Source organism: Mycobacterium sp. OAS707, assembly GCF_014873705.1.
Classification (GTDB): Bacteria; Actinomycetota; Actinomycetes; order Mycobacteriales; family Mycobacteriaceae; genus Mycobacterium.
This window is the reverse complement of sequence record NZ_JADBDS010000003.1, coordinates 880,930-905,614: the sequence shown is the minus strand read 5'-3', so window position 1 is coordinate 905,614 and position 24,685 is coordinate 880,930. Positions and strand designations below refer to the sequence as shown.

General features: G+C 66.6%; 24 protein-coding genes. 13 read left to right on the top strand and 11 right to left on the bottom strand.

The window, feature by feature from the left end:
- A complete protein-coding gene (locus GGC64_RS22600) occupies positions 1–648 on the bottom strand; it encodes a class I SAM-dependent methyltransferase (protein WP_192724741.1) in 648 nt (215 codons plus the stop codon).
- A 54-nt stretch (positions 649–702) separates the two neighbouring features.
- Between GGC64_RS22600 and GGC64_RS22595 the strand changes: the two genes are divergently transcribed.
- Positions 703–1,272 (top strand): TetR family transcriptional regulator, encoded by a 570-nt coding sequence (locus tag GGC64_RS22595; RefSeq protein WP_192724740.1) that lies wholly within the window; start codon positions 703–705, stop codon positions 1,270–1,272.
- Here GGC64_RS22595 and GGC64_RS22590 read toward each other — a convergent pair.
- Positions 1,269–1,868, bottom strand: coding sequence for a TetR/AcrR family transcriptional regulator (locus GGC64_RS22590; RefSeq protein WP_192724739.1), 600 nt, complete (start codon positions 1,866–1,868; stop codon positions 1,269–1,271). The two genes, GGC64_RS22595 and GGC64_RS22590, sit on opposite strands and share 4 nt — an antisense overlap.
- 106 nt (positions 1,869–1,974) lie before the next feature.
- Between GGC64_RS22590 and GGC64_RS22585 the strand changes: the two genes are divergently transcribed.
- Complete coding sequence (locus tag GGC64_RS22585) at positions 1,975–3,312, top strand: cytochrome P450 (protein WP_192724738.1); 1,338 nt, start codon at positions 1,975–1,977, stop codon at positions 3,310–3,312.
- Here GGC64_RS22585 and msrA read toward each other — a convergent pair.
- Together msrA and msrB are read right to left on the bottom strand one after the other, a co-directional pair.
- Positions 3,309–3,818, bottom strand: coding sequence for a peptide-methionine (S)-S-oxide reductase MsrA (gene msrA, locus GGC64_RS22580; RefSeq protein WP_192724737.1), 510 nt, complete (start codon positions 3,816–3,818; stop codon positions 3,309–3,311). The two genes, GGC64_RS22585 and msrA, sit on opposite strands and share 4 nt — an antisense overlap.
- Positions 3,815–4,273, bottom strand: a complete 459-nt coding sequence (gene msrB, locus GGC64_RS22575; RefSeq protein WP_192724736.1) for a peptide-methionine (R)-S-oxide reductase MsrB — start codon at positions 4,271–4,273, stop codon at positions 3,815–3,817. The genes msrA and msrB overlap by 4 nt, the downstream gene beginning before the upstream one ends.
- Positions 4,274–4,334: 61 nt before the next feature.
- Between msrB and GGC64_RS22570 the strand changes: the two genes are divergently transcribed.
- Positions 4,335–4,733, top strand: coding sequence for a hypothetical protein (locus tag GGC64_RS22570; RefSeq protein WP_192724735.1), 399 nt, complete (start codon positions 4,335–4,337; stop codon positions 4,731–4,733).
- Here GGC64_RS22570 and GGC64_RS22565 read toward each other — a convergent pair.
- A complete protein-coding gene (locus GGC64_RS22565) occupies positions 4,720–5,568 on the bottom strand; it encodes an alpha/beta fold hydrolase (protein ID WP_192724734.1) in 849 nt (282 codons plus the stop codon). The genes GGC64_RS22570 and GGC64_RS22565 overlap by 14 nt on opposite strands.
- Positions 5,569–5,629: 61 nt before the next feature.
- Here GGC64_RS22565 and GGC64_RS22560 point away from each other — a divergent pair, with 61 nt between their 5' ends.
- From GGC64_RS22560 to GGC64_RS22550, 3 genes are all read left to right on the top strand, one after another.
- Complete coding sequence (locus GGC64_RS22560; protein WP_192724733.1) at positions 5,630–6,136, top strand: nuclear transport factor 2 family protein; 507 nt, start codon at positions 5,630–5,632, stop codon at positions 6,134–6,136.
- On the top strand, positions 6,133–7,146 hold the full coding sequence (locus GGC64_RS22555; RefSeq protein WP_192724732.1) for an NAD-dependent epimerase/dehydratase family protein: 1,014 nt from the start codon (positions 6,133–6,135) through the stop codon (positions 7,144–7,146). Before GGC64_RS22560 ends, GGC64_RS22555 begins: the two co-directional genes overlap by 4 nt.
- A 64-nt stretch (positions 7,147–7,210) precedes the next feature.
- Positions 7,211–8,029, top strand: a complete 819-nt coding sequence (locus GGC64_RS22550) for a class I SAM-dependent methyltransferase (protein WP_192724731.1) — start codon at positions 7,211–7,213, stop codon at positions 8,027–8,029.
- Here GGC64_RS22550 and GGC64_RS22545 read toward each other — a convergent pair.
- Together GGC64_RS22545 and GGC64_RS22540 are read right to left on the bottom strand one after the other, a co-directional pair.
- Positions 7,998–8,486 (bottom strand): DUF4262 domain-containing protein, encoded by a 489-nt coding sequence (locus tag GGC64_RS22545; protein ID WP_192724730.1) that lies wholly within the window; start codon positions 8,484–8,486, stop codon positions 7,998–8,000. The two genes, GGC64_RS22550 and GGC64_RS22545, sit on opposite strands and share 32 nt — an antisense overlap.
- Before the next feature lie 21 nt (positions 8,487–8,507).
- The gene (locus tag GGC64_RS22540) at positions 8,508–9,038 is read right to left on the bottom strand and encodes a DUF4262 domain-containing protein (RefSeq protein ID WP_370582256.1); all 531 of its coding nucleotides are present in this window, start codon (positions 9,036–9,038) and stop codon (positions 8,508–8,510) included.
- Positions 9,039–9,064: 26 nt separating this feature from the next.
- On the opposite strand from GGC64_RS22540, the gene GGC64_RS22535 reads away from it, so the two are divergent.
- Entirely contained in the window at positions 9,065–10,447 is a 1,383-nt protein-coding gene (locus tag GGC64_RS22535; protein ID WP_192724729.1) for an FAD-dependent oxidoreductase, read from the top strand.
- Here the strand turns inward: GGC64_RS22535 and GGC64_RS22530 are convergent.
- Positions 10,444–10,911 (bottom strand): SRPBCC family protein, encoded by a 468-nt coding sequence (locus tag GGC64_RS22530; protein ID WP_192724728.1) that lies wholly within the window; start codon positions 10,909–10,911, stop codon positions 10,444–10,446. The two genes, GGC64_RS22535 and GGC64_RS22530, sit on opposite strands and share 4 nt — an antisense overlap.
- A 60-nt stretch (positions 10,912–10,971) precedes the next feature.
- Between GGC64_RS22530 and GGC64_RS22525 the strand changes: the two genes are divergently transcribed.
- From GGC64_RS22525 to GGC64_RS22515, 3 genes are read left to right on the top strand one after another with little or no spacing between them, the layout of a single operon-like run.
- Entirely contained in the window at positions 10,972–11,346 is a 375-nt protein-coding gene (locus tag GGC64_RS22525) for a DUF427 domain-containing protein (protein ID WP_192724727.1), read from the top strand.
- Positions 11,347–11,355: 9 nt separating this feature from the next.
- Positions 11,356–12,261, top strand: coding sequence for a DNA-3-methyladenine glycosylase 2 family protein (locus GGC64_RS22520; protein ID WP_192724726.1), 906 nt, complete (start codon positions 11,356–11,358; stop codon positions 12,259–12,261).
- Between the two features lie 39 nt (positions 12,262–12,300).
- Positions 12,301–12,858, top strand: coding sequence for a Dps family protein (locus tag GGC64_RS22515; protein WP_192724725.1), 558 nt, complete (start codon positions 12,301–12,303; stop codon positions 12,856–12,858).
- On the opposite strand, the gene GGC64_RS22510 is transcribed toward GGC64_RS22515, so the two are convergent.
- The 3 genes from GGC64_RS22510 to GGC64_RS22500 are packed head-to-tail and all read right to left on the bottom strand — an operon-like array spanning position 12,844 to position 16,094.
- A complete protein-coding gene (locus GGC64_RS22510) occupies positions 12,844–13,908 on the bottom strand; it encodes a cupin domain-containing protein (RefSeq protein ID WP_192724724.1) in 1,065 nt (354 codons plus the stop codon). The genes GGC64_RS22515 and GGC64_RS22510 overlap by 15 nt on opposite strands.
- Positions 13,909–13,966: 58 nt before the next feature.
- A complete protein-coding gene (locus GGC64_RS22505) occupies positions 13,967–15,277 on the bottom strand; it encodes a ClC family H(+)/Cl(-) exchange transporter (RefSeq protein WP_192724723.1) in 1,311 nt (436 codons plus the stop codon).
- Between the two features lie 10 nt (positions 15,278–15,287).
- Positions 15,288–16,094 carry a PaaI family thioesterase gene (locus GGC64_RS22500; RefSeq protein WP_192724722.1) on the bottom strand — a complete coding sequence of 269 codons (807 nt, stop codon included), beginning with the start codon at positions 16,092–16,094 and terminating at the stop codon, positions 15,288–15,290.
- 64 nt (positions 16,095–16,158) lie between these two features.
- Between GGC64_RS22500 and GGC64_RS22495 the strand changes: the two genes are divergently transcribed.
- The 3 genes from GGC64_RS22495 to GGC64_RS22485 all read left to right on the top strand — a co-directional run bounded on the left by GGC64_RS22495 (position 16,159) and on the right by GGC64_RS22485 (position 24,660).
- Positions 16,159–18,207: a heavy metal translocating P-type ATPase gene (locus GGC64_RS22495; RefSeq protein ID WP_192724721.1), complete on the top strand. Its 2,049-nt coding sequence runs from the start codon at positions 16,159–16,161 to the stop codon at positions 18,205–18,207.
- A 410-nt stretch (positions 18,208–18,617) separates the two neighbouring features.
- A complete protein-coding gene (gltB, locus tag GGC64_RS22490) occupies positions 18,618–23,201 on the top strand; it encodes a glutamate synthase large subunit (RefSeq protein ID WP_192724720.1) in 4,584 nt (1,527 codons plus the stop codon).
- Positions 23,194–24,660, top strand: coding sequence for a glutamate synthase subunit beta (locus GGC64_RS22485; protein ID WP_192724719.1), 1,467 nt, complete (start codon positions 23,194–23,196; stop codon positions 24,658–24,660). The genes gltB and GGC64_RS22485 overlap by 8 nt, the downstream gene beginning before the upstream one ends.
- Positions 24,661–24,685: the final 25 nt, after the last annotated feature.

The window sequence follows — 24,685 nt, the reverse complement described above, 5'->3', positions numbered from 1 at the left end:
CTACAGGTCCTGGCCCGGCGTTCCTGACGTCCGCTCGAGCACGCGCATCGAACCTGTCGCCAACACTTCGCGGAAGTCACCGGTGGCCAGTGCCCGCTGGTAGATGTGGAACGGCGCCTGGCCGCCGTCGTTCGGGTCGGGGAACACATCGTGGATGATCAGCGCACCGCCGATGTCGACCCATCGCGCCCACCCGTCGAAGTCGCGCTGCGCGGCCTCTTCGGTGTGCCCTCCGTCAATGAACAACAGCCGCAACGGCATTCGCCAGCCGCGCGCGACGATCGGGGACTTGCCCACGATCGCCACCACGTGGTCGTCGAGTCCCGCCGCGTCGAGCGTGTGCCGCAGCGTGGGAAGGGTGTCGAACAGCCCGGTCACGTCGTCCACCATCGACGCATCGTGATACTCCCAGCCCGGCTGATGTTCCTCCGAGCCGTGGTGATGGTCGACGGTGTAGATCACCCCGCCGGTCTGCTGTGCGGCGGCGCCGAGCAGGACCGTCGATTTACCGCAGTACGTGCCGATTTCGACGCCGACGCCGTCACCCAGGTATCTGACCGCGATGTCGTAAAGCGTGCGCCCCTCTTCGGCCGGCATGAAGCCGATGACCTGTTCGGCAAGGGTGAAGAGTTCGTCTGTGCTGCTCATTGGCGGCCACCTTACCGTTGCTGGTGAATGGCACTTGTAGTAGCGTCCGGACACGTGTCCGATCCGGTCTTGGAGTCGACTCGTCGTCGCCTGACCGCCAAACAGGCCGACACCGTCGATCGCCTCGGCCGCGCCGCCGTGGACCTCTTGAGTCGGGAAGGATTCTCCGGCCTGACCGTGCGACGGGTAGCCGCTGAAGCCGGGGTCGGAGCGGCCACCGCTTACACGTATTTCTCGTCGAAGGAGCACCTCGTCGCCGAGGTGTTCTGGCGTCGACTCGCGGGCGCGCCACCGGCGGCGCACGACTCGGCCGACGCGGCCACCCGGGTGGTGGACGTACTGCGCCACATCTCGCTGCTGGTCGCTGATGAACCCGAATTCGCTTGTGCGGTAACGAATTCGCTGCTCGGGAAGGACCCTGACGTCGAGGTGCTTCGGCTGCGCATCGGCCGCGACATTCGCGACCGGTTGACCGCCGCGCTGGGATCCGACACCGACCCGGAGATCATCGACTCACTGGAGATGCTGTACTCGGGCGCGCTGGTGCGAGCGGGGATGGGCTACGCGTCGTACGCGGATATCGCGCACCGGTTGGAGAAGTCCGCCCGGCTGATGCTGCGTTAGCGGGGGCCGAGGATCGCGGTGGCCGCCGCGATCGCGTGTTCGACGATGCCCTGCACGTCGCGGTCGTCCTCGACGAACAGCGCGGTCAACTCCCGCAGGCCGCCCAGCAGAATCAGCGCCAGCGGGCGCGAGATCGGGGTCAGGTCGGCTCGCCGGAAACCGGGGCTGTCGGTCAGGTCGACCAGCATGTCGGTCAGCGCCTCCATGGCGAGGCGGTTCAGCGGCCGCGCCACCAGGCCGAGTGCCGGCGCCTCGCGGATCCAGCTCAGCGTGATCGCCGGCCGCGACCCGATGTGGTCGACGTAGGCCACCGCCGCCTGGCGGATCTGGTCCTGCCAGTCCGCCTCGGGGTCGACGGCTGTCTGGATGTTGGCGATCAGGTCCTCGTTGTTCCTGCGCAGCAGCTCGATCAGGCACTCTTCCTTGCTGGCGAACTGCTCGTAAAAGGTGCGCTTGGAGGTGCGCGCATGCCGGACGATGTCGGCCACGGTGGAGTCGCGATAGCCGCGTTCACCGATCGAGGCGGCGAGGCCGTCGATCAACCGGTCGCGAAAGGGGTCATCGACGGACGCCCCTGTGTCGAGCGCTGTCGTCATTTCGCCTCCCCGCAACCCTTGCGCGTGCCTGGTACCAAGCGGTACCGTACTACACACACCCACGGTACACCGAAGTACCAGGGAAACGGCTGGGAGTGATGCACCGATGACAGACACCGCAGTGACCGTCGAAGCCAAGCCCCCGACAACTCCGGGCAAGACGGCGCCCGCGATTCGCCTGCCCAAGCCGGTCCAGATGGTGCTGATGGCAGGGTTCCGCCGCAGGTTCCTGCGATATGCGGGCAAGCGTTACGGCTCCGTGTTCGCGATCAACGTTCCGTTCTTCGGCCGCAGCGTCGTGGTCTCCGACCCTGCGCTCGCGCGTCAGGTGTTCCTCGCGAGCACCGACGACCTGATCAACGTGCAACCGAACCTCAGCCGGATCTTCGGCCCCGGTTCGGTTTTCGCGTTGGACGGCAAGGAGCACCGCGCCCGGCGCAAGCTGCTGGCCCCGCCGTTCCACGGCCAGAGCATCAAGAACTACGAGAAGGTCATCGAAGAGGAGACACTGCGCGAGACCGCGTCGTGGCCCGAAGGCGTCGAGTTCCGCACGCTCGAGCCGATGAACCGAATCACACTGAATGTCATCCTGCGCACCGTTTTTGGCGCCGATGGCGCGGAGCTCGATTTCCTACGCGAGATCATTCCGCCGTGGGCCGAGTTGGGGTCGCGGATGGCAACGCTGCCGGAGCCGCCGTTCAACACGGGGCGCCGCAGTCCGTGGGGCAAGCTCGCGGAGTTCCGCAGCAACTTCGACCGCACCGTGTTCGCGCTCATCGACAAGGCCCAAGCCGACCCGCGGCTCGAAGAGCGCACCGACATCCTCGCGCTGTTGCTGCGCAGCACGTATGAGGACGGCACTCCGATGTCGCGCCAGGACGTTTCCGATGAACTGCTGACGCTTCTCGGGGCCGGGCATGAGACCACCGCGTCGACGCTTGGCTGGGCGTTCGAGCGGCTGCGTCGTCACCCCGCGGTGCTGGCCCGGCTGGTGGAGGAAAACGACAAGGGCGGCAACGAGTTTCGTCAGGCGACCATTCAAGAGTTGCAGCGCAACCGGACCGTGATCGACTTCTCAGGCCGGCACGTGCAGGCGCCGCACTTCGATCTCGGCGAGTTCCGAATTCCGCACGGCTATACCGTGATGATCGCGATCGCCAACGTGCACGCCAATGCCGACATGTTCCCCGACCCCGAGCGCTTCGACCCCGACCGCTTCATCGGCACCAGGACGCCGACGGCGTGGATCCCGTTCGGCGGCGGCACCCGGCGCTGCATCGGCGCGGCATTCGCCAACGTCGAGATGGACGTAGTGTTGCGAACGATCCTGCAGCACTTCGTGATCGAAACCGACGACGCCCCGGAAGAAAAAGTTCACTTCCGGGGCATCGCGTTCACACCGAAGGACGGCGGCCGAATCACCGTGCGCCGCAGGGCTGCTTAAACTTCGGCTCGCTTCGGCAGCTTCCAGCCGGGGCGCGGGAAGTGGCACGTGTAGCCGCTGGGGTAGCGCTCCAGGTAGTCCTGGTGCTCGGGTTCGGCTTCCCAGAAGTCGCTCGCAGGCGTCACCTCGGTGACCACCTTGCCCGGCCACAGCCCGGACGCCTCGACGTCGGCGATGGTGTCGAGCGCGACGCGCTTCTGCTCGTCGTCGACGTAGAAGATCGCCGACCGGTAGCTGCTGCCGACGTCGTTGCCCTGCCGGTCCTTCGTGGTCGGATCGTGGATCTGGAAGAAGAACTCGAGCAGGTTGCGGAAGTCGGTCTGCGACGGGTCGTAGACGATCTCGATCGCCTCCGCGTGGCCGGGGTGGTTGCGGTAGGTGGCGTGGGCATTCTGCCCGCCGGTGTAGCCGACGCGGGTGGACACCACGCCGGGCTGCTTGCGGATCAGGTCCTGCATGCCCCAGAAGCAGCCACCAGCCAGGATCGCCTTCTTGTACTCGCTCACGCTGTCTCCTCTTTTGTGAACAAAGACTTGTATTGCCCATATCCTTGCGCCTCGAGGTCGTCGAGGTGGATGAACCGCAGCGACGCCGAGTTGATGCAGTACCGCAGCCCGCCTTCGGCGCGCGGCCCGTCGTTGAACACGTGGCCGAGATGGCTGTCGCCGTGTGCGGAGCGGACCTCGGTGCGCAGCATCAGGTGCGAGAAGTCGCGCTTCTCGACGACGTTCTCGGCATCGAGGGGCCGAGTGAAGCTGGGCCAGCCGGTGCCGCTGTCGAACTTGTCGACCGAGGCGAACAGCGGCTCACCCGAAACCACGTCGACGTAGATGCCCGGCTCGTGGTTGTCCCAGTATTCGCCGGTGAAGGGCCGTTCGGTGCCGTTCTTCTGGGTGACGTAGTACTGCTCCGGCGAGAGCGCGTCGACCGCGGCCGGATTGTTGTTGTATTGGTGCGACATAGTGCCTTTATAACCGCGCGGCGCAGCCGGTTAATCCCGTGATTGTCGCTACCGTTAATAGATGCGTTCAGCCGCGGTGGTCCTTGCCGCCCTAGTCCTCGTCGGCTGGGGTGCGCCTACCGCTTCGGCGACGAGCGCCCCACCCGAAGTGGCCGATGTCGATGGCGTCGCGTTCACCGACAACTCGTCGATCGTCGATCCGCGTCCGGTGCCCGTCGAGTCGTGGAGTCGCGTCGGTAGTGAGCGCGCGGTGGCGGTGCATTTCACCAGCGGGACGCCCGCCTGCAACGGCGTGCATGCCACCGCACAGGAGACAGCGGACGCCGTGACCGTCACGCTGACGGGCGGTTCGCTGCCCTCGGTCCCGGGCCGGATGTGCATCATGCTGGCGGTGACCGGCACGCTGGTCGTCCCTCTCAGCAGCCCGCTCGGCGACCGGCAGGTGCTCAGCGCCGTCTAGCGCCCGAGCGCACCAACTCGACGACCGAGATGGTCTTGGTGGCGACCGCGTCGGGCTGATAGAGCATCATGTTGTGTCCGCTGCCACCGACGATCACGTTGTCGGTCCACAGCGTCTCGGCCAACAGGCTGTTCGCGCGGTGGACCTGGAACTTGGTGAAGTCGTCAGGCCCGACCGTTGCGCGCGGCGGGAAGACGTCGGAGCTCAGCACGACGGCGGGCACTCTCGGTAACGCCAGCGGGGGCGCGGCTTTGATCGCGGCGAACGCATCGTCGGCGAAGAACGCCTCGCCCTCGGGAGCGGGCGCCGGTGTGCGCGCAGCCTGATCGAACTCGGCGTCCTGAGCTGCCCGGCCCAGTCGCGGCAGATACTCCGACATCGGGTCCACGAACACCAGGCCGCTGACCATTTCGGGGTGGGTCCGGGCCAGCAGATCGGCGATGAGTCCGCCGTAGGAATGCGCGACAACCACCATCGGTGTCGAAAGTCGAGCCGCCGCAATCAGTTTCACGACATCGGCGACGGCCTGCCCAACGGAGTGCGGCTGCGGCACGGGCGTGGACCGCAGCGGCCCGTCCTGTCGGGTGTTGGGCCTGTCGTAGGCACAGACCCGAGTCGTCCCGGCGATCGCCGGGGCAGCGGTGCTCCAGGCCTCGGCGTCGCTGCCCTTGCCAGGAATGATGAACACCGTCGGCGACCCGGCGCCGTGACAGGTCAGGAACAGCGCTCGACCGTTTCCGATGTCCACAAGTCCCGCGAAGTTCGCGTCGCGCGGTTCTGCCACGCACCCGGCGAGGACGACGAGCGCGAAGATCAGCCCGAGCAGGGCCTTCACCCCGCTGACGATACGACGAGGTGCTCGACAAATACAGGTAGAACGTGTTCTAGTTCTTCAGGTGACGAGCAAGACGTTCACTCGCGACGAGCTGGCCGAGGCGTTCGAGAGATTTGAAGCGACGGTGGACCGCGCCGCTCGGACCCGCGACTGGGATCCATGGGTTGACCAGTACTCACCCGACGTCACCTACGTCGAACACGCGGCAGGCACCATGCATGGCCGCGACGAGGTGCGGCCGTGGATCTGGGCGACGATGGAAAGCTTCCCCGGCAGCTACATGACGTCGTTTCCGTCGCTGTGGTCGGTGATCGACGAGTCGACGGGGCGGATCATCTGCGAGCTCGACAACCCGATGCGCGACCCCGGTGACGGCACGATCATCAGCGCCACCAACATCTCGATCATCACCTACGCCGGCGACGGCTTGTGGTGTCGCCAGGAGGACATCTACAACCCGCTGCGGTTCGTCGCGGCGACGCGGAAGTGGTGCCGCAAAGCCGAGGAACTGGGCACGCTGCCCGATGAGGCCGCCGCGTGGATGCGGCAGTTCGGAGACGCCAAGTGAGCGCGAAACTGGTCATCGGAGCCAACGGGTTTCTCGGCTCGCATGTCACCAGGCAGCTTGTCGCCGATGGGCATGAGGTGCGGGCGATGGTCCGGCCGAATGCGATGACGATCGGTATCGACGACCTGGCCGTCACGCGGTACCACGGCGACATCTGGGACAACGACACGTTGCGCGAAGCGATGGCCGGTGTCGACGACGTGTACTACTGCGTGGTCGACACCCGCGGGTGGCTGCGTGATCCTGCGCCGCTGTTCCACACCAACGTCGAGGGCACGCGCAACGTGCTGGACGTCGCGAAGGACGCGGGGCTGCGGAAGTTCATCTTCACGAGCAGCTATGTGACCGTCGGCCGGCGGCGCGGGCACGTCGCCACCGAAGACGACATCATCGGCGACGATCGCGGGCTGACACCGTACGTACGGTCGCGGGTGCAGGCCGAGAACCTCGTGCTGGCCTATGCCAAAGAGCATGGTCTGCCGGTGGTTGCGATGTGTGTGTCGACGACCTACGGCAGCGGCGACTGGGGCCGCACACCCCACGGTGCGATCATCGCCGGCGCGGCGTTCGGCAAGCTGCCGTTCGTGATGAGCGGCATCGAACTGGAGGCCGTCGGAGTCGACGACGCCGCGCGCGCAATGATTCTCGCCGCCGAACGCGGTCGTGTCGGCGAGCGCTACCTCGTCTCGGAGAAGATGATCAGCAACGCCGAGGTGGTGCGCATCGCCGCGGAGGCGGCCGGAGTTCCGGCTCCTACCAAGTCGATTCCGCTGCCCGTGTCGTACGCGTTGGCGGGCGCGGGCAGCATCAAGGCGAAGCTGCGGGGTACCGACGAGCAGCTGTCGATGGGCTCGCTGCGTCTCATGCGCGCAGAAGCGCCTGTCGACCACAGCAAGGCGGTTCGCGAATTGGGTTGGCAGCCAAGGCCGGTCGAGGAATCGATTCGCGAAGCCGCCCGGTTCTGGGTCGGTCTGCGCGACGCCAAACGCAAAAGCAAGACCAGCAGCTGAACGGCGCGCCGAGAGCCGTTTAGTCGCTGGCCTTCGGCCTTGGCGCCCCACTAACGTCGACGACGTGACGGAGAAACTGCGCGTCGACCTTTCCGGTGCACCGCAAACGATGCTGGCGACCTTCTACGCCAAGGCGGTGGACGCCGACCTCGAGCATCCGATCCTCGGCGACCGGTTCGCGAAGGAGATCGTCGACCGCATCGACTACGACTGGAAGAAGACGTCGATCACGGCGAGGAACTCGCCCGCGGTGACCACCCGCAGCGCACACTTCGACCTTTGGGCACGACAGTTCCTCGCGGTGCACCCCGAAGCCGTTGTGCTGCACCTCGGCTGCGGCCTTGACGCCCGCTTCTTCCGGCTGGCACCGGGACCCGGTGTCGAGTGGTACGACATCGACTATCCCGACGTCGCCCACCTGCGCCGGCAGCTCTACCCGAGCCACGACCACTACCACGTGATCGCGGGCTCGGTCACCGACCCGGCCTGGTTCGCGGAGATTCCTTGCGACCGGCCGACTTTGATGATCGGCGAGGGCCTGACCATGTACCTGACCGAACAGGACGGCGTCGCACTGCTGCGTCGTGTCGTGGACCACGCGCCGTCCGGCGAACTGCAGTTCGATGCGTTCAACCGCCTTGGCATCAAGTCGCAGTGGACGAACACCGTGGTACGGCGCTCTGGAGCGACGCTGCACTGGGGCATCGACGGGCCCGATGACATCACCGAGGCGGTGCCCGGGGTACGACTGTTGTCATGGGTATCGGCCCTCGAATCGGATGCATTCGAGCACGTGTCCTGGTATTACCGGTGGACGCTCAAGACGATGAAAATCGTTCCCGCCCTTCGCTTCATGGCCCAGTACCACCGCTACGCCTTCTGAGCGCGCGTTTTCCCAGTACCGGTTGCCGAAGCTGGCCGGGACCCCACCCGGCAGCCCACGGCCAGCGGCCGCGGTCGTCGCACCAGACCAGCTGCAACGCCCGGATATCCGGACCGCCCAGTGCCACAGCAAAATTCAGGTGCGCGTCGGGGTTGTCCACCTCGACGATCTCCAGCAGCGGGCCATCGCCTACCGCAATGTGCGCGCCGGGTTGGAAAACGCGACCGCCCACCGCGGCCGCCGCGACATCGTTCAGCAGACCCGCCGCGCTGTCCTGCGGCAGCCCGGTCACCAGCAGTTCGGGCAGCCCGCGGTCGTGCAGCCCGATCGTGTAGGCGAACGGCAGCCGGTCGTCTTCGACGCCCTGCACCACCCAACTGTGCAACCGGACCGACGCGCGGAGTTCGTCGAGGTACTCCTCGGTGGTGCCGTTGGGGTTGTCGCATTGCCAGCACATGACCGCACCTTCCTGTCGTAGTTACGGCCAGCTTGCGCTCGGGGTCCGACAACCCAGCACCGGTTGCGTCGCGCGTCCGTCGGCGAACTCCGCCGACCAGGGCCAGCGCCCTCGACCGTCGGCCCATACCAATTGCAGTGCGTTGATCTCCGGTCCCCCGAACGCCACCGCCCAGCCCATGTGGGCATCCGGATGGTTCACCTCGACGACCTCGATCAGAGGGCCCTCAGGCAGCGAGACCTGCTGTCCGGGAGTCATCACCTCACCGCTGACCAGCTTGCGGGCCGCTGTGTTCAGCAGCCGCAGTGCGCGCTGTCGGGATACCCCGGTGATGAGTAGCTCGGGCACGTCCCAGTCGTGCAGTCCGACCGTGTAAGCGTATGGCCTGCGGTCACTTTCGACGTACTGCACCGTCCAGCCGTCCTTGCGGATCCTTCCCTGCAACAAGTCGTAGTAGTCGTCGCGCGTCGCTTCGGGGTGATCGCACAACCAGCACATGCCGCGCCTCTCGTAGTCGTCGTTGGAGCACAGCTTGCACCCGCGGTCCGACAAGTCCGCGTGCCTGCCAGAATCGGACGGTGTCCACAGCAGGTCCGGTCAACGGTCGCGTCTCGAATTGGTTCACCGACTACCCCTCATCGCGGCCACCGCTGCCAGGACACCGCGACGCCGATGTGTGCATCGTCGGCGCCGGATACACCGGGTTGTGGACGGCGTATTACCTGAAGCGGGCCGATCCCTCGCTGCGCATCGTCGTCCTCGAGGCCCGCTTCGCCGGCTTCGGCGCGTCGGGTCGTAACGGTGGCTGGCTCTCCGGCCTGGTTCCCGGCGACCGCAACCGGATGGCCCAGCAGCACGGGCGCGAGCGCGTGCTGGCGTGGCAGCAGGCGCTCAACGAGGCCATCGACGAAGTCATCGACATCACGACGGCTGAGGGGATCGACGCGGGCATCGTCAAGGGCGGCACCATGCAGATCGCCCGCAATGCTGCGCAGGCAGTCCGACTGGCCGCCGAGATCGACGAGGAACTCAACTGGAAGGTCGACGGCATCGCGCCTTTGACCAAAACCGAAGCCGCCCAACGCATTCAGTTCGACGGTGTGGTTTCGGCCTACTACACACCACACTGTGCGCGGATCCAGCCTGCGCAACTGGCGCGCGGTCTGGCCGATACCGTCGCCCGGCTAGGCGTCGACATCTACGAGAAGTCGCCGGTCACCGAGATCGCGTCCGGCCGCGCAGTCACGCCCCTCGGCACCGTCAGCGCGCCGATCGTGCTGCGCGCCACGGAGGGCTTCACCGCGCGGATGCGGGGACTGCGTCGCCGCTGGCTTCCGATGAACAGCTCGATGATCGCCACCGATCCGATTTCCGAGAGCGTGTGGGCATCGATCGGCTGGGACGGCCGCGAAACCGTCGGCGACACCGCGCACGGGTTCTTCTACGCCCAGCGCACCGTCGACAACAGGATCGCGATCGGCGGTCGCAGCGTGCCGTATCGATACGCGTCTCGCACCGACGTCGACGGCGCGGTGCCCCAGCGCACCATCGAGCACCTGACCGCGACACTGCACGCGATCCTGCCGCAGGTTCGCGACGTCCCGATCGCGCACGGCTGGTGCGGTGTACTTGCGGTGCCGCGTGACTGGGAGGCCGGGATCGTGCTCGACAAGTCGACGGGTCTCGGCTGGGCGGGCGGCTACGTCGGCCATGGCGTCACCGCGACCAACCTCGCCGGCCGCACCCTGGCAGACCTGGTGTGCGATCAGCGCAGCCCGCTCACCGAGCTGCCGTGGGTCGGCCATCGGTCACGCAACTGGGAACCCGAGCCGCTGCGCTGGATCGGAGTACGCGGCATGTACCTCGCCTACAAGGCCGCCGACTGGCACGAGGCGCGGGGGCGACAGACGACGTCACCGATCGCGGTCATCGCCGACAAGATCGCAGGCCGCCCGCACTAGCTTTCGGCCTTCTCCTTCAGCCGCTGCAACGTCAGCCTGATGTGCTCGGTGTTGGCCGAGGGGCGGTCCATCACCCCGGTGGCCAGGCCGCCGGGCTTCACGAACCAGCCGGGCCGGCGGTCCCACATGCGTTCGGTCAGTCGACAGCCGTCGCCTGCGGCAGTTATGTCGTAGCGCCAGTGCGCGACGGGGATCCCGAAATAGCCGACGTCGAAGGCGAACGCCCGACCGGGTTCGGCGTCGGTGACGGTGCACTTGGTGCTCCACCGCCGGATTCCGTTGCGGTTCGTCCCCTTGAACACCGCGCCGGGCCGCGCCGAGTCGCCCTTCAGCCATTTCATCGCTGCGGCCTCTTCGGCGCATGCGGCAAGCGTGGAGAGATCGGTGATCAGGTGATACACCCGCTCGGGGTCGGCACTGATGGTCACCTCGGCCTGTGCGCAGGCGGCACCTTGATCAGTCATGGGGCGATCGTAGCGACGGCTTTGCGGAACAGCGGCCGTTGTGCCGACGTTGGCTCAGTTATGACCGACCGACCTGTACTCGAGCCCACCGAAGCGCATCCGATCACCGTCGAACCGACGGGCAAGCATGTGACCGTGCGCGTGAACGGCGACCTGGTCGCCGAAACCGACGACGCGCTGACGTTGCAGGAATCCACCTATCCCGCCGTGCAGTACATCCCGCTGCACGACGTTGTGGCCGCGCGACTGAAGGCCAGCGACACCGAGACGTACTGCCCGTTCAAGGGCGACGCCAGCTACTACCACGTCGTCACCGAGGCGGGCGCGACCGTCGACGACGTGATCTGGACCTACCAGCAGCCGTATCCGGCGGTCGCGCAGATCGCGGGACATGTCGCGTTCTATCCGGACAAGGCCGACATCACCGTCACATAGCCTGAACGGGTGCACACGTCGGTCAGCTTCGACGGGCCGGCCAGCCCGGGCCTGACGCTGGCGCCGTTGCGCCGCGGTCGCGGCGATCCCTGCTATCACGACGCTGCCGACGGGGCGATCTGGCGAACCACGCTGATGGGCAGCGGGCCGGTCACCGCGCGCCTCACGAAGTCGGCGCCCGACACCGTCGAATGTGAGGTATGGGGAACGGGCGCAACCGAATTCGTCGAATCGCTGCCAGCGCTGCTCGGCGCCGACGACGATGCGTCGGGGTTCGCGCCGACTGAGCCGACGATCGCTGCCGCACACCGGTCGGTGCCGCACCTGCGACTCGGCCGGACGGGCCGGGTGCTCGAGGCGTTGGTTCCCGCCATCCTCGAGCAGCGGGTGTACGGCATGGACGCGCGTCGTGCGTGGCGCGCGCTGGTCACCAAGTTCGGCTCGCCTGCGCCGGGGCCTGCGCCAGCCCACATGCGGGTACCGCCGCCAGGCGAGGTATGGCGGCGCGTCCCGTCGTGGGAGTTCCACCGCGCCAACGTCGACCCGGGCCGGGCCCGCACCATCGTCGGTTGTGCGCAGCGGGCGGATTCGCTGGAGCGGCTCTGTACCCGTGCGCCCGAGGACGCCCGAACAGCGCTGATGTCGCTGCCCGGCGTCGGCATATGGACGGCGGCGGAGACGGCTCAGCGGGCATTCGGCGACGCCGACGCGCTGAGTGTCGGTGACTACCATCTCGCCTCGATGGTCGGCTGGCGGCTGCTCGGCCATCCGATCGACGACCCGGCGATGGAGAAACTGCTCGAGCCGCTGCGGCCGCATCGCCATCGGGCCGTCCGGCTGCTCGAGGTCACCGGTCCTGCACACGCCCCGCGGCGGGCGGCGCGGCAAGCGATACCGAAGCTGCGTGCGCTCTAGCCACGATTACCGCCGCGCGGGTCCGGGTACCCGTCGCGCATGACTGAGTTCACCATCCCCGGCATGTCCGAGAAAGACGGCAACAAGGTCGCCGACTTGCTGCAGAAGCAGCTCAGCACGTACAACGACCTGCACCTCACGCTCAAGCACGTGCACTGGAACGTTGTCGGCCCCAACTTCATCGGCGTACACGAAATGATCGATCCCCAGGTCGATCTGGTCCGTGGGTACGCCGACGAAGTCGCCGAACGCATTGCGGCACTTGGTAAGTCGCCGCAGGGCACCCCCGGCGCGATCATCAAGGACCGCACCTGGGACGACTACTCCGTCGAGCGTGACACGGTGCAGGCGCATCTCGCAGCGCTCGACCTGGTGTACACCGGCGTGATCGAGGACACCCGCAAGTGCATCGAGACGCTGGAAGATCTCGACCTGGTTTCCCAGGACATGATCATCAGCCACGCAGGCGAGTTGGAGAAGTTCCAGTGGTTCGTGCGTGCGCATCTGGAAAACTCCGGCGGTCAGTTGGCCAACGAGGGCGCACGGACCGAGCGGGCCGCTGCAACCAAGGCGAAGAAGAAGTCACCCGTCAAGTAATTGGCGTTCTCCGACTGCGTATTCGTCGACGGGATTGTTGCGTGTGACGATGAGCGGATCGGTCTTGGTGAACGGGAAGTTCGGCAGGTCGTCGATGTGCATGTTGAACGTCGCGGCAAGCACCTCGCGGGAGTATGCACTCGCCGACGCGCGATAGCCGATGTCGCCAGGTGTGGGCTGGTCGAAGAAGATCGCGAAGTGCATATCGGGCGCATCGACGACCTCGATGTGGTGCGGGTAGGCGCGCGGAATGAAGTACACATCGCCCTCCTTCAGGCGCCAAGTGTCAAGCGTCCCATCGGGATCCATCACCGTCATCCGCGCCGAACCCTTGTGCACATAACCCATCTCGGCGGTGATCGGATGCCAGTGGGGTTCACGCATGCCGTCGGAACGGATGCGCAGCGAGTACATCGACAGGTCCTTCAGAGCCGGCCAGAACTGCAGGCGGGCCAGCCGCGCGGAGCCGACAGCGATGCCGATCGGCGGGCTCTGCGCCTCGACCGCGAACTTGTGTGGGTCGTCGAACGCTGCGGTCGCCGGAACCACCGGATCGCCGGTGCGTGCCGCCAACTTGCGGTCGGTGGTGTCCCGACGCACCTTGGCGAAGTCGGCGGCGGGCAGGTCGTAGGTGTTGCCGAGCACAGCGTCGGTCATCGCGCCGAAAGCCGCTGCCAGACCGAAGTCTTCGGGGCGCTCGCTGCGGAAGGCGAGGATGAACTCGGCTGGTTCCTGCCCGACGTTTTCGATGTGGTGCAGCGAGCCCGAGTCGATGTGGAACATCTCGCCTGCGCTGACCGTGAAGCTGGAGAACCTGCTGTAGGTGTCGAGCACCGAGACGAACGACGTGCCGGACACGCAGTAGGTGAGCTCGTTGCAATCGGCGTGCCAGTGCGGGGTTCGCATTGCGCCGGGGTTGATGACGATCCGCTTGATGGAGAGGCCCGACAAGATCGGCAGCGTGTCAGCGGTCACCCGCCTGATCGAACCGAGGTCGTTCTCCTCGACGATCTCGCCGTCTATCAGTGAAGTGGCGTGTGTAGTTGGCATGGCCGAAAGCTTCCGCCCAGATCAGAGTTGTTGCACGCGAAATGACTAGAACCGTGCGTCAACTCTGATCTCGGTCGGGCGTGGCGTCGGACATCCGCTCGCGCAGGCTCTCGTAAATCGGCGGCGAGCCAACGAGGTACGCGACGAACACCGCCGCCGCGGTCGCCGCCATCATCGGCACGAGCACCTCGGTGGTCGCCGTCATCTCCGTCACGACGACCATGCCCGTCACGGGTGCGCGCACGGTGGCCCCGAAGAACGCCGCCATCCCGACCAGCGCCATCGGCACCGCCAACTGCGTTGCGTCGCCGGGCCATACCGCGTCGAATCCGCCGACGAACAACAGCCCCCACAGCGCGCCAACCGCAAGCAGTGGCGCGAACAGACCGCCGGGGACCGCGGCCGAATAGGACAGCGGGCCAGCGACGAACCGCACCGCAAGGATCGCGATGACCGCGGAGAGGACCAGGTGCTGTCCGCCGAGGATGCGCTGGGTCAGGTCCTCGCCGCCACCGCCCGCGAACGGGTAGGCGAACATCGCGAGCCCGATGACGGCGCCGATGATGGCCGCCTTCGCCAGGGTCGGGATCCGGCGAACGGCGCCGACGTGATCGAGGAACCACAGCACCAGCCAGTTGTAGACGGCCCCCAGACCACCGGTGACCAACCCGAAGACCACGAAAAGGGGCAGCCAGGCGAGGGCGGTATCACCGATGGACTCGACGTCGAAATCGGCGTGGTTCCCCAATATCAGCCGCGAGCAAGCGACGGCCGAGGCAGCTGAAAACAATGTCGCCAGAACGGTTTTCAGCCGAAACGATTGGGTGACTTCTTCGAGCGTGAAAAGGGTGCCACCGATCGGTGCGTTGAACGCCACCGCCAGTCCGGCGCCGCCCAGCGCCGTCTGCATCATCCGGACCTCGCTGTCGGGTAGCCGGGCGCGGCGTGCCGCCTCCGCTCCGATCGCCGCGCCCATATGCACGGTCGGACCCTCGCGACCCAGCACGAGTCCCGACCCGATGCTCAGCACGCCACCGACGAACTTCGCGGGAAGCAGTCGGATCAGCGGCGGCTGAGCCTCACCCAGGAACACCGCCTCGACATGCTGGATACCGCTTCCCGCGGCCAACGGCTCCCACCGCACGATCAGCGCGGCGAGGGCAGCGCCTGCCGCGGCGGCGGCCATCGGCACCAGCCAACCCGGGCCCGGCAGTTTGTGGGCCCAGTCGACGACGTCGATGCGCAGCTCATCGGCTCTCTGCAGACACCAGCGGAACGCGCCGCCGACGAAGCCGATGAGCACGCCGGCGACGATCGCCGTGACGCAGATGTGTAAGGCGCCCCGCATGGAATCGTCGGGGTCGGCCATGACGCGGATGCTATCCGAGATAGGCGGTGACGCGGGCGATGATCGCCGGCTTACCGGAGGCGTCGACGGCAAGGGCCTCCGCAACGCCGCTGCTGCGGCCCACCCTTAAAGCTCTTGCTTCATAACGGGATTCGGGACCAGCGCGAAATTGGCGCAAGAAGTTCACGCGCAGCGACGCCGTATGCAGTGGTTGATCCTCGCGGCCGTCGTTGAGAGCCGCCGAGCTCACCAGTTCCAGCGCCATCGCCGACACCCCGCCGTGCACGATGCCCAGGCTGTTGTTCAGCACCGGATCGGAGTCCTGCACGAGGACTTTCGTCGCGCCGCCACTCTCGGCGACCCGCACCGCCATCCGGTCGGCAAGCGAACCGGGCGGGAGCGGCCCCGTCGGGCCGTCGGGAAACGCGGCGAGGTGGTCGGGCGCTGCGATGTAGAACGAGCGCACCGTGGCGGTCGCGATGACGGCGTCGCGATGGGTGAATTCGCACAACCCGAGAGCGTTGGGGCCTTTGCGGCCGCACGGTCGGCTGGTCGCGGTCACCGGGAGTTCGGGTGCCGCGGCGATATGCGCCAGCGCATCGGGTGCGACCTCGAGCGACAACTCGCTGCTGAGGGTCCATTCGCCGGGTCCCCTGCGGTGATGGTTGATCAAACCGCCGACGTGGTCTACGAGCATCGCCAGCGCCGCGATGGTCGGTTGGCCGGTCAGCGGGTTGGTCATCGCGCCCGCGGGTATCGAGGCAATGCAGCGCTGCGGGCCCTCCTCGGCCGTCACGATGCCGAAGCGGCCCAGTGGAGTGTTCAGCGGATGCGACATCGCCGTCCACAGTGACGTGCATCGGGCTGGCCTATATACCCCTAGGGGGTATATAGTTATGATCATGACCGAGACGCAGCACCAGATGCACGCCGAACATGCCGAGCATGGTCATGCGGCGCACGGCCACGGGGGCCACGGAGATCACGTCGCACAGTTCCGCAGGCTGTTTTGGACCATGCTCGTGCTCGCCGTCCCGACGGTCGCGCTCTCGGGCATGTTCGCGATGATCCTCGGCTACGCGGTGCCGGATTTCCCTGGCTCGACCTGGATCTCGCCCGTGCTGGGCACCGTGATGTACCTATGGGGTGGCCGGCCGTTCCTGACCGGCGCGGTCAGTGAAATCCGTTCCCGCGCACCGGGAATGATGTTGCTGATCGGTTTGGCTATCACGGTCGCGTTCGTCTCGTCCTGGGGCGCCAGCATCGGCGTGTTGCCGCACAGCCTGGACTTCTGGTGGGAACTGGCGCTGCTGATCGTGATCATGCTGCTCGGCCATTGGATCGAGATGCGGTCGCTGGCCCAGACCACGTCGGCGCTGGATTCCCTGGCCGCGCTGCTGCCCGACGAGGCCGAGCGCGTCACGGACGAAGGCACAGAAACCGTGGCCCCTGCCGATCTGCGGGTCGACGACGTCGTGATCGTGCGGCCCGGTGGGAGCGTGCCCGCCGACGGCGTCATCGTCGACGGTGCCGCCGAGATGGACGAGTCGATGGTGACCGGCGAATCCCGGCCCGTGCGCCGCGGCGTGGGTGACGCCGTCGTCGCGGGCACCGTGGCCACCGACTCCGGCCTGCGTGTCAAGGTGACTGCCGTCGGGGACGACACTGCACTGGCCGGCATCCAGCGACTGGTGACCGAGGCGCAGAACTCGTCGTCGCGGGCGCAGCGGCTGGCCGACAGGGCGGCGGCCTGGCTGTTCTGGTTCGCCCTCTCGGCGGCGATCGTGACCGCGGTGGTGTGGGGCCTCATCGGGCAGCCTTCCGAGGCGGTGATCCGGACCATCACCGTGTTGGTGATCGCCTGCCCGCACGCGCTTGGTCTGGCCATCCCGCTGGTGATCTCCATTGCGACCGAACGCGCCGCCCGCGGCGGTGTGCTGATCAAGGATCGGCTGGCGCTGGAAAGCATGCGCACGGTGCGCGCGGTGCTGTTCGACAAGACCGGAACGTTGACCAAGGGCGAGCCGACGGTGACCGCGATAGCCGCGGCGGGGTCTCACAGCATCGACGACGTGCTGGCACTTGCTGCGGCCGCAGAGGGCGACTCCGAGCACCCGCTCGCCAGGGCCATCGTCGAGGCTGCGCGCCGCCGCGAGCTGAGGGTGCCCGCATCCTCGGACTTCACCTCGTCGCCGGCCGTCGGCGTGACGGCACGAGTCGACGGCCACACGATCAGAGTGGGCGGGCCGCGCATGCTCCAGGAGGCCGGCCAGTCGGAGCTGCAGGACGCGGCGCGCTGGCGTGCCGAGGGCGCCATCATCCTGCATGTGCTTGTCGACGGAGCCGTCGTCGGGGCGCTGGCACTGGCCGACGAGATCCGCGAGGAATCGCGGCAGGCGGTCGACGCACTGCACCGGCTCGGCATCGAGGTGGTGATGATCACAGGGGACGCGCAGGCGGTGGCGGACGCGGTCGGCGCTCAGCTCGGTATTGACCGAGTGTTCGCAGGTGTAAGGCCCGAGGACAAGGCCGCCAAGGTGGCACGGCTGCAGGACGAGGGGCTGTCGGTCGCGATGGTCGGCGACGGCGTCAACGACGCACCCGCGCTGGCCCAAGCGGACGTCGGCATCGCCATCGGCGCGGGCACCGATGTGGCGATCGCGTCGGCAGGCGTGATCCTGGCCAGCTCCGACCCGCGCTCGGTGCTTTCGGTGATCCAGCTGTCCAAGGCTTCGTATCGCAAGATGCAGCAAAACCTTTGGTGGGCAGCGGGATACAACTTGATCTCGGTGCCTCTTGCCGCCGGGGTGCTGGCCCCGATCGGGTTCGTCATGCCGATGTCGGTAGGGGCGATCTTGATGTCGATCTCGACCGTGGTGGTGGCGCTCAACGCTCAACTGCTGCGGCGCCTGGATTTGCGGCCGGAGGCCAGTGTGGCGGCCATTCTCTAAGAATCTGAGAAGGCTTTTCGCAAACTGGTTGCTCGCAGTCATCGCTGGGTACACAGTTGCATGTCCATCACAGCAAATCTTGTGGATGAATGGGCCAAAGATGTGATCTACCACTCACAACATCGGCAGGGCGCCCAGCCCCGCGAAAGCCCAACAGGGGCAACGTTATTCGATTGTTATCGACGCCGAAATCGTCGGCAATCCCGATCCGCGCGACGAGTATAGTTAGGTCTGACTAAGTTGGCATGTCAGGCGGTGTTTGTCATATCGTTTTCTCCACTTGTGGCGAGTGGGATAGGGCCGTCGTTCGATGCTGCACGAAGGCACCTCCATCGCCGATCCGGCTAATGCCGTCGTCGACGGCTGCCTTGTAGAAGCTTCGTAAGGCGTTGAGAAAAGGACAGGTGGGAATGGCGCCCAGCAGTCAAGGGCTGTACAACCCCGCGTTCGAGCATGACGCGTGTGGCGTGGCAATGGTGGCCGACATGCACGGCCGCCGCAGCCGCGACATTGTCGACAAGGCCATCACGGCCCTGGTGAACCTGGAGCACCGCGGTGCTCAGGGCGCTGAACCGCACACCGGGGACGGTGCGGGCATCCTGCTTCAGGTTCCCGATGAGTTCCTGCGCGCCGTGGTCGAATTCGACCTGCCCGAATACGGCAGCTATGCGACCGGTATCGCGTTTCTGCCGCAGTCGTCCAAGGATGCCGCCGCGGCCTGCGAGTCTGTCGAGAAGATCGTCGAGGCCGAGGGCCTCGAGGTGCTGGGCTGGCGCGATGTGCCCACCGACGAGTCGTCGCTGGGTGCGCTGGCCCGCGACGCGATGCCGACGTTCCGCCAGCTGTTCATCGCCGGTGCCTCTGGCATGGATCTGGAGCGCCGTGCGTACGTCGTGCGCAAGCGCGCCGAGCACGAGCTCGGCACCAAGGGTCCAGGTCAGGACGGCCCCGGGCGCGAAACCGTTTATTTCCCAAGCCTTTCCGGTCAGACCTTCGTCTACAAGGGCATGCTGACCACGCCGCAGCTCAAGGCGTTCTACCTTGACCTGCAAGACGATCGGCTGATGAGCGCCCTGGGCATCGTGCACTCGCGCTTCTCGACGAACACGTTCCCGTCATGGCCGCTGGCCCACCCGTTCCGGCGCATCGCGCACAACGGTGAAATCAACACGGTCACCGGCAACGAGAACTGGATGCGTGCCCGCGAGGCGCTGATCAACACCGATGTGTTCGGTTCCGACAATCTCGACAAGATCGTCCCGGTCTGCACGCCGGGCGCATCGGATACCGCACGCTTCGACGAGGTGCTCGAACTCCTTCATCTCGGCGGGCGCAGCCTGCCGCACGCGGTGTTGATGATGATCCCCGAGGCGTGGGAGCGGCACGAGTCGATGGATCCGGCGCGCCGCGCTTTCTACCAGTACCACGCGTCGCTCATGGAACCGTGGGACGGCCCGGCGTCGATGACGTTCACCGATGGCACCGTGATCGGGGCGGTGCTGGATCGCAACGGCCTTCGCCCGTCACGCATTTGGGTCACCGAGGACGGCCTGGTCGTGATGGCGTCCGAGGCGGGCGTGCTGAACCTCGACCCCTCCACCGTGGTCAAGAAGATGCGGCTGCAGCCCGGGCGCATGTTCCTGGTCGACACGTCGGCGGGCCGCATCGTCGCCGACGAGGAGATCAAGGCCGAGTTGGCCGCCGAGCAGCCATACCAGGAATGGCTCGACGCCGGCCTGTTCCATCTCGAAGAGCTGCCGCCAGGCGATTACGTCCGCATGCCCCATCACCGGGTTGTGTTGCGCCAGCAGATCTTTGGCTACACCTACGAGGAGCTCAACCTGCTGGTCGCGCCGATGGCGCGGACGGGCGCCGAAGCGCTGGGCTCGATGGGCACCGACACCCCGGTTGCGGTGCTGTCGCAGCGGCCGCGGACGCTCTACGACTATTTTCAGCAGCTCTTCGCACAGGTCACCAACCCACCGCTGGACGCGATCCGCGAAGAGGTGGTGACGAGCCTGTCTGGCACCGTCGGTCCGGAGGGCGATCTGCTCAATCCGACGGCGGAGTCGTGCCGCCAAATCACGCTCTCGAACCCGATCCTGCGAAACGCGGAACTGTCGAAGCTGATCTGCGTGGATCCCGACCACGAGATCCGCGGGCACAAGCACGGCATGCGCGCGGCGGTGATCCGCTGCCTGTACCCGGTCAACCGCGGCGGGCAGGGCCTGCGGGAAGCGCTCGACAACGTCCGGGCCAAGGTGTCGGCCGCCATTCGTGACGGCGCGCGGATCATCGTGCTCTCCGACCGCGAGTCCGACGAGACCATGGCGCCGATTCCGTCGCTGCTGAGCGTTTCGGCCGTGCACCATCACCTCGTTCGCGACCGCACCCGCACCAAGGTCGGGCTCGTCGTCGAGGCGGGCGACGCTCGCGAGGTGCACCACATGGCGTGCCTCGTCGGCTTCGGCGCCGCGGCGATCAACCCCTACATGGCGTTCGAGTCCATCGAGGACATGATCGATCGCGGCGCGATCAAGGGCATCACCAGCGACCAGGCCAAGGCCAACTACGTCAAGGCCGCGGGCAAGGGTGTGCTGAAGGTGATGTCCAAGATGGGCATCTCGACGCTGGCTTCCTACACCGGTGCGCAGCTGTTCCAAGCCATCGGCGTCAGCCAGTCGCTGCTCGACGAGTACTTCACCGGCCTCACGTGTCCGGTCGGTGGCATCGATCTCGACGACATCGCCGACGATGTGGCGGCCCGCCACGCGCTGGCCTACCTCGACCGACCCGACGAGTGGGCACACCGCGAACTCGAGGTCGGCGGCGAGTACCAGTGGCGCCGTGAGGGCGAGTACCACCTGTTCAATCCGGACACGGTATTCAAGCTGCAGCACTCGACGCGCACCGGTCAGCACTCGATCTTCAAGGAGTACACCGCTCTCGTCGACGACCAGAGCGAGAAGATCGCGTCGCTGCGCGGCCTGCTGAAGTTCAAGGATGGCGTGCGACCGCCGGTGCCGCTGGACGAGGTGGAGCCGGCGAGCGAGATCGTCAAGCGCTTCTCGACCGGAGCGATGAGCTACGGCTCGATCTCCGCCGAGGCGCACGAGACGCTGGCGATCGCGATGAATCGCCTTGGCGGCCGGTCGAATTCGGGTGAGGGCGGTGAGGATGTCCGTCGCTTCGAGCACGACGAGAACGGCGACTGGCGGCGCAGCGCCATCAAGCAGGTGGCCTCGGCGCGCTTCGGTGTCACCAGCCATTACCTGACCAACTGCACCGACATCCAGATCAAGATGGCCCAGGGCGCGAAACCCGGTGAGGGCGGACAGCTTCCCGGCAACAAGGTGTACCCGTGGGTGGCCGAGGTCCGGCACTCCACGCCGGGCGTTGGCCTGATCTCCCCGCCGCCGCACCACGACATCTACTCGATCGAGGATCTGGCGCAGCTGATCCACGACCTGAAGAACGCCAACCCGCAGGCGCGCGTGCACGTGAAGCTGGTGAGCGAGAACGGCGTCGGCACGGTGGCTGCGGGTGTGTCCAAGGCACACGCCGACGTCGTGCTGATCTCCGGTCATGACGGCGGCACCGGCGCGACGCCGCTGACGTCGCAGAAGCACGCGGGCGCGCCGTGGGAGCTCGGCCTTGCCGAGACGCAGCAGACATTGCTGCTCAACGGGTTACGCGATCGCATCGTCGTGCAGGTCGACGGCCAGCTCAAGACCGGACGCGACGTGGTGGTCGCCGCGCTGCTCGGTGCCGAGGAGTTCGGTTTCGCCACCGCACCGCTGGTGGTGTCGGGCTGCATCATGATGCGGGTGTGTCACCTCGACACCTGCCCCGTCGGCGTGGCCACCCAGAACCCGGTGCTGCGGCAGCGGTTCACCGGCAAGCCGGAATTCGTCGAGAACTTCTTCATGTTCCTCGCCGAGGAAGTACGGGAGATGATGGCGCAGTTGGGCTTCCGGACCGTCAACGAGATGGTCGGTCAGGTCGGCTCGCTGGACACCACGAAGGCCGCCGAGCACTGGAAGGCCTACAAGCTGGACCTGACGCCGGTGTTGCATGAGCCAGAGTCTGCGTTCATGAACCAGGATCTGTACTGCAGCTCGCGCCAGGACCACGGCCTTGACAAGGCGCTGGATCAGCAGCTGATCGTGCAGAGCCGCGAGGCCCTCGATTCCGGCACGCCGGTGAGGTTCTCCACCACGATCGCCAACACCAACCGCACGGTGGGCACGATGCTGGGCCACGAGTTGACGAAAGCATATGGCGGACAAGGACTGCCGGACGGCACCATCGACATCACGTTCGAGGGGTCGGCGGGCAACAGCTTCGGCGCGTTCGTGCCGAAGGGCATCACGCTGCGCGTTTACGGCGACGCCAACGACTATGTCGGCAAGGGCCTTTCGGGTGGCCGCATTGTGGTGCGGCCGTCGGACAACGCGCCCGCCGACTACGTCGCCGAGGACAACATCATCGCAGGCAACGTGATCCTGTTCGGCGCCACCAGCGGTCAGGTGTTCCTGCGCGGTGTGGTGGGCGAACGGTTCGCGGTCCGTAACTCCGGTGCGCATGCGGTCGTCGAAGGCGTTGGCGACCACGGCTGCGAGTACATGACGGGCGGCAAGGTCGTCATCCTCGGGCCCACCGGACGCAACTTCGCCGCAGGCATGTCGGGCGGTGTCGCGTACGTCTACGATCCCGCGGGCGAGCTTGGCGAGAACCTCAACGCCGAGATGGTCGACCTCGACGAGATGGACGCCGACGACATTCAGTGGCTGAAGGACATGATCCAGGCGCATGTCGATGCGACGGACTCGGCTGTGGGACAACGTGTCCTGTCCGATTGGGAGAACGAACTGAAGAACTTCACCAAGGTGATGCCGCGCGACTTCAAGCGAGTGCTCGTGGCCATCGCGGAAGCGAAACGGGACGGCGCGAACGTCGACGAGGCGATCATGACGGCGGCGGCCAATGGCTGATCCCAAGGGCTTCCTCAAGTACACCAAGCGCGAGACCCCGCAACGTCGGCCGGTCCCGTTGCGGTTGATGGACTGGAAAGAGGTCTACGAGGACTTCTCCCACGACGTGCTGCAGGAGCAGGCCGCCCGATGCATGGACTGCGGTATCCCGTTCTGTCACAACGGTTGTCCACTCGGGAATCTCATCCCGGAGTGGAACGACCTGGTGCGCACGGACCGCTGGCGCGACGCGATCGAGCGGCTGCACGCCACCAATAACTTCCCTGAGTTCACCGGCAGACTGTGCCCGGCCCCGTGTGAGGGCTCCTGCGTGCTCGGCATCAACCAGGACCCGGTGACCATCAAGCAGGTCGAGGTCGAGATCATCGACAACGCCTTCGACCAGGGCTGGGTCGTCCCCCTGCCGCCCGACAAGCTGACCGGCAAGACCGTCGCGGTCATCGGATCCGGGCCCGCTGGTCTGGCCGCCGCACAACAGCTGACTCGCGCCGGCCACAAGGTGACGGTGTTCGAGCGCGACGACCGCATCGGCGGCCTACTGCGTTACGGCATCCCGGAATTCAAGATGGAGAAGCGCCACATCGACCGGCGCCTCGCGCAGATGGAGGCCGAGGGCACCGTCTTCCGCGCCGGCGTGAACGTCGGTGTCGACATCACTGCCGCGCAGCTGCGGTCGGAGTTCGACGCGGTGGTGCTGGCCGGTGGTGCGACCGCGTGGCGCGATCTGCCGATCCCCGGCCGCGAGCTGGACGGTATCCATCAGGCGATGGAGTTCCTGCCGTGGGCGAACCGGGTGCAAAACGGTGATCCGGTCGTCGACGAGAACGGTCTGCCGCCGCTGCACGCGAAGGACAAGAAGGTCATCATCATCGGCGGTGGCGACACCGGCGCCGACTGCCTTGGCACTGTGCACCGGCAGGGCTGCGCCAGTGTGCACCAGTTCGAGATCATGCCCCGCCCGCCGGAGACCCGCGCGGACTCCACGCCGTGGCCGGTGTACCCGCTGATGTTCCGGGTGTCCTCGGCGCACGAGGAGGGCGGCGAGCGCGTCTATTCGGTCAACACCGAGGAGTTCGTCGGCAGCGACGGCCATGTCACCGGACTGCGCGGACACGAGGTCGTGATGAACGCGGGCAAGTTCGAGAAGGTCGACGGCACCGACTTCGAGATGGAAGCCGACCTGGTGCTGTTGGCGATGGGCTTCGTGGGCCCCGAGCGTGAAGGACTGCTGACGGACCTCGGCGTAGAAATTAACGAGCGCGGCAACGTCGCACGCGACGCGAATTTCGCCACCAACGTGCCGGGCGTCTTCGTCGCGGGCGACATGGGCCGCGGGCAGTCGCTGATCGTGTGGGCAATCGCCGAAGGGCGTGCGGCCGCGGCGGGCGCGGACCGTTACCTGATGGGGGAGACGGCGCTTCCTGCGCCGATCAAGCCGACGGCCGTTCCGCAGCGCTAGCCTGTGCGTTAGGTAGCTAAGGGCT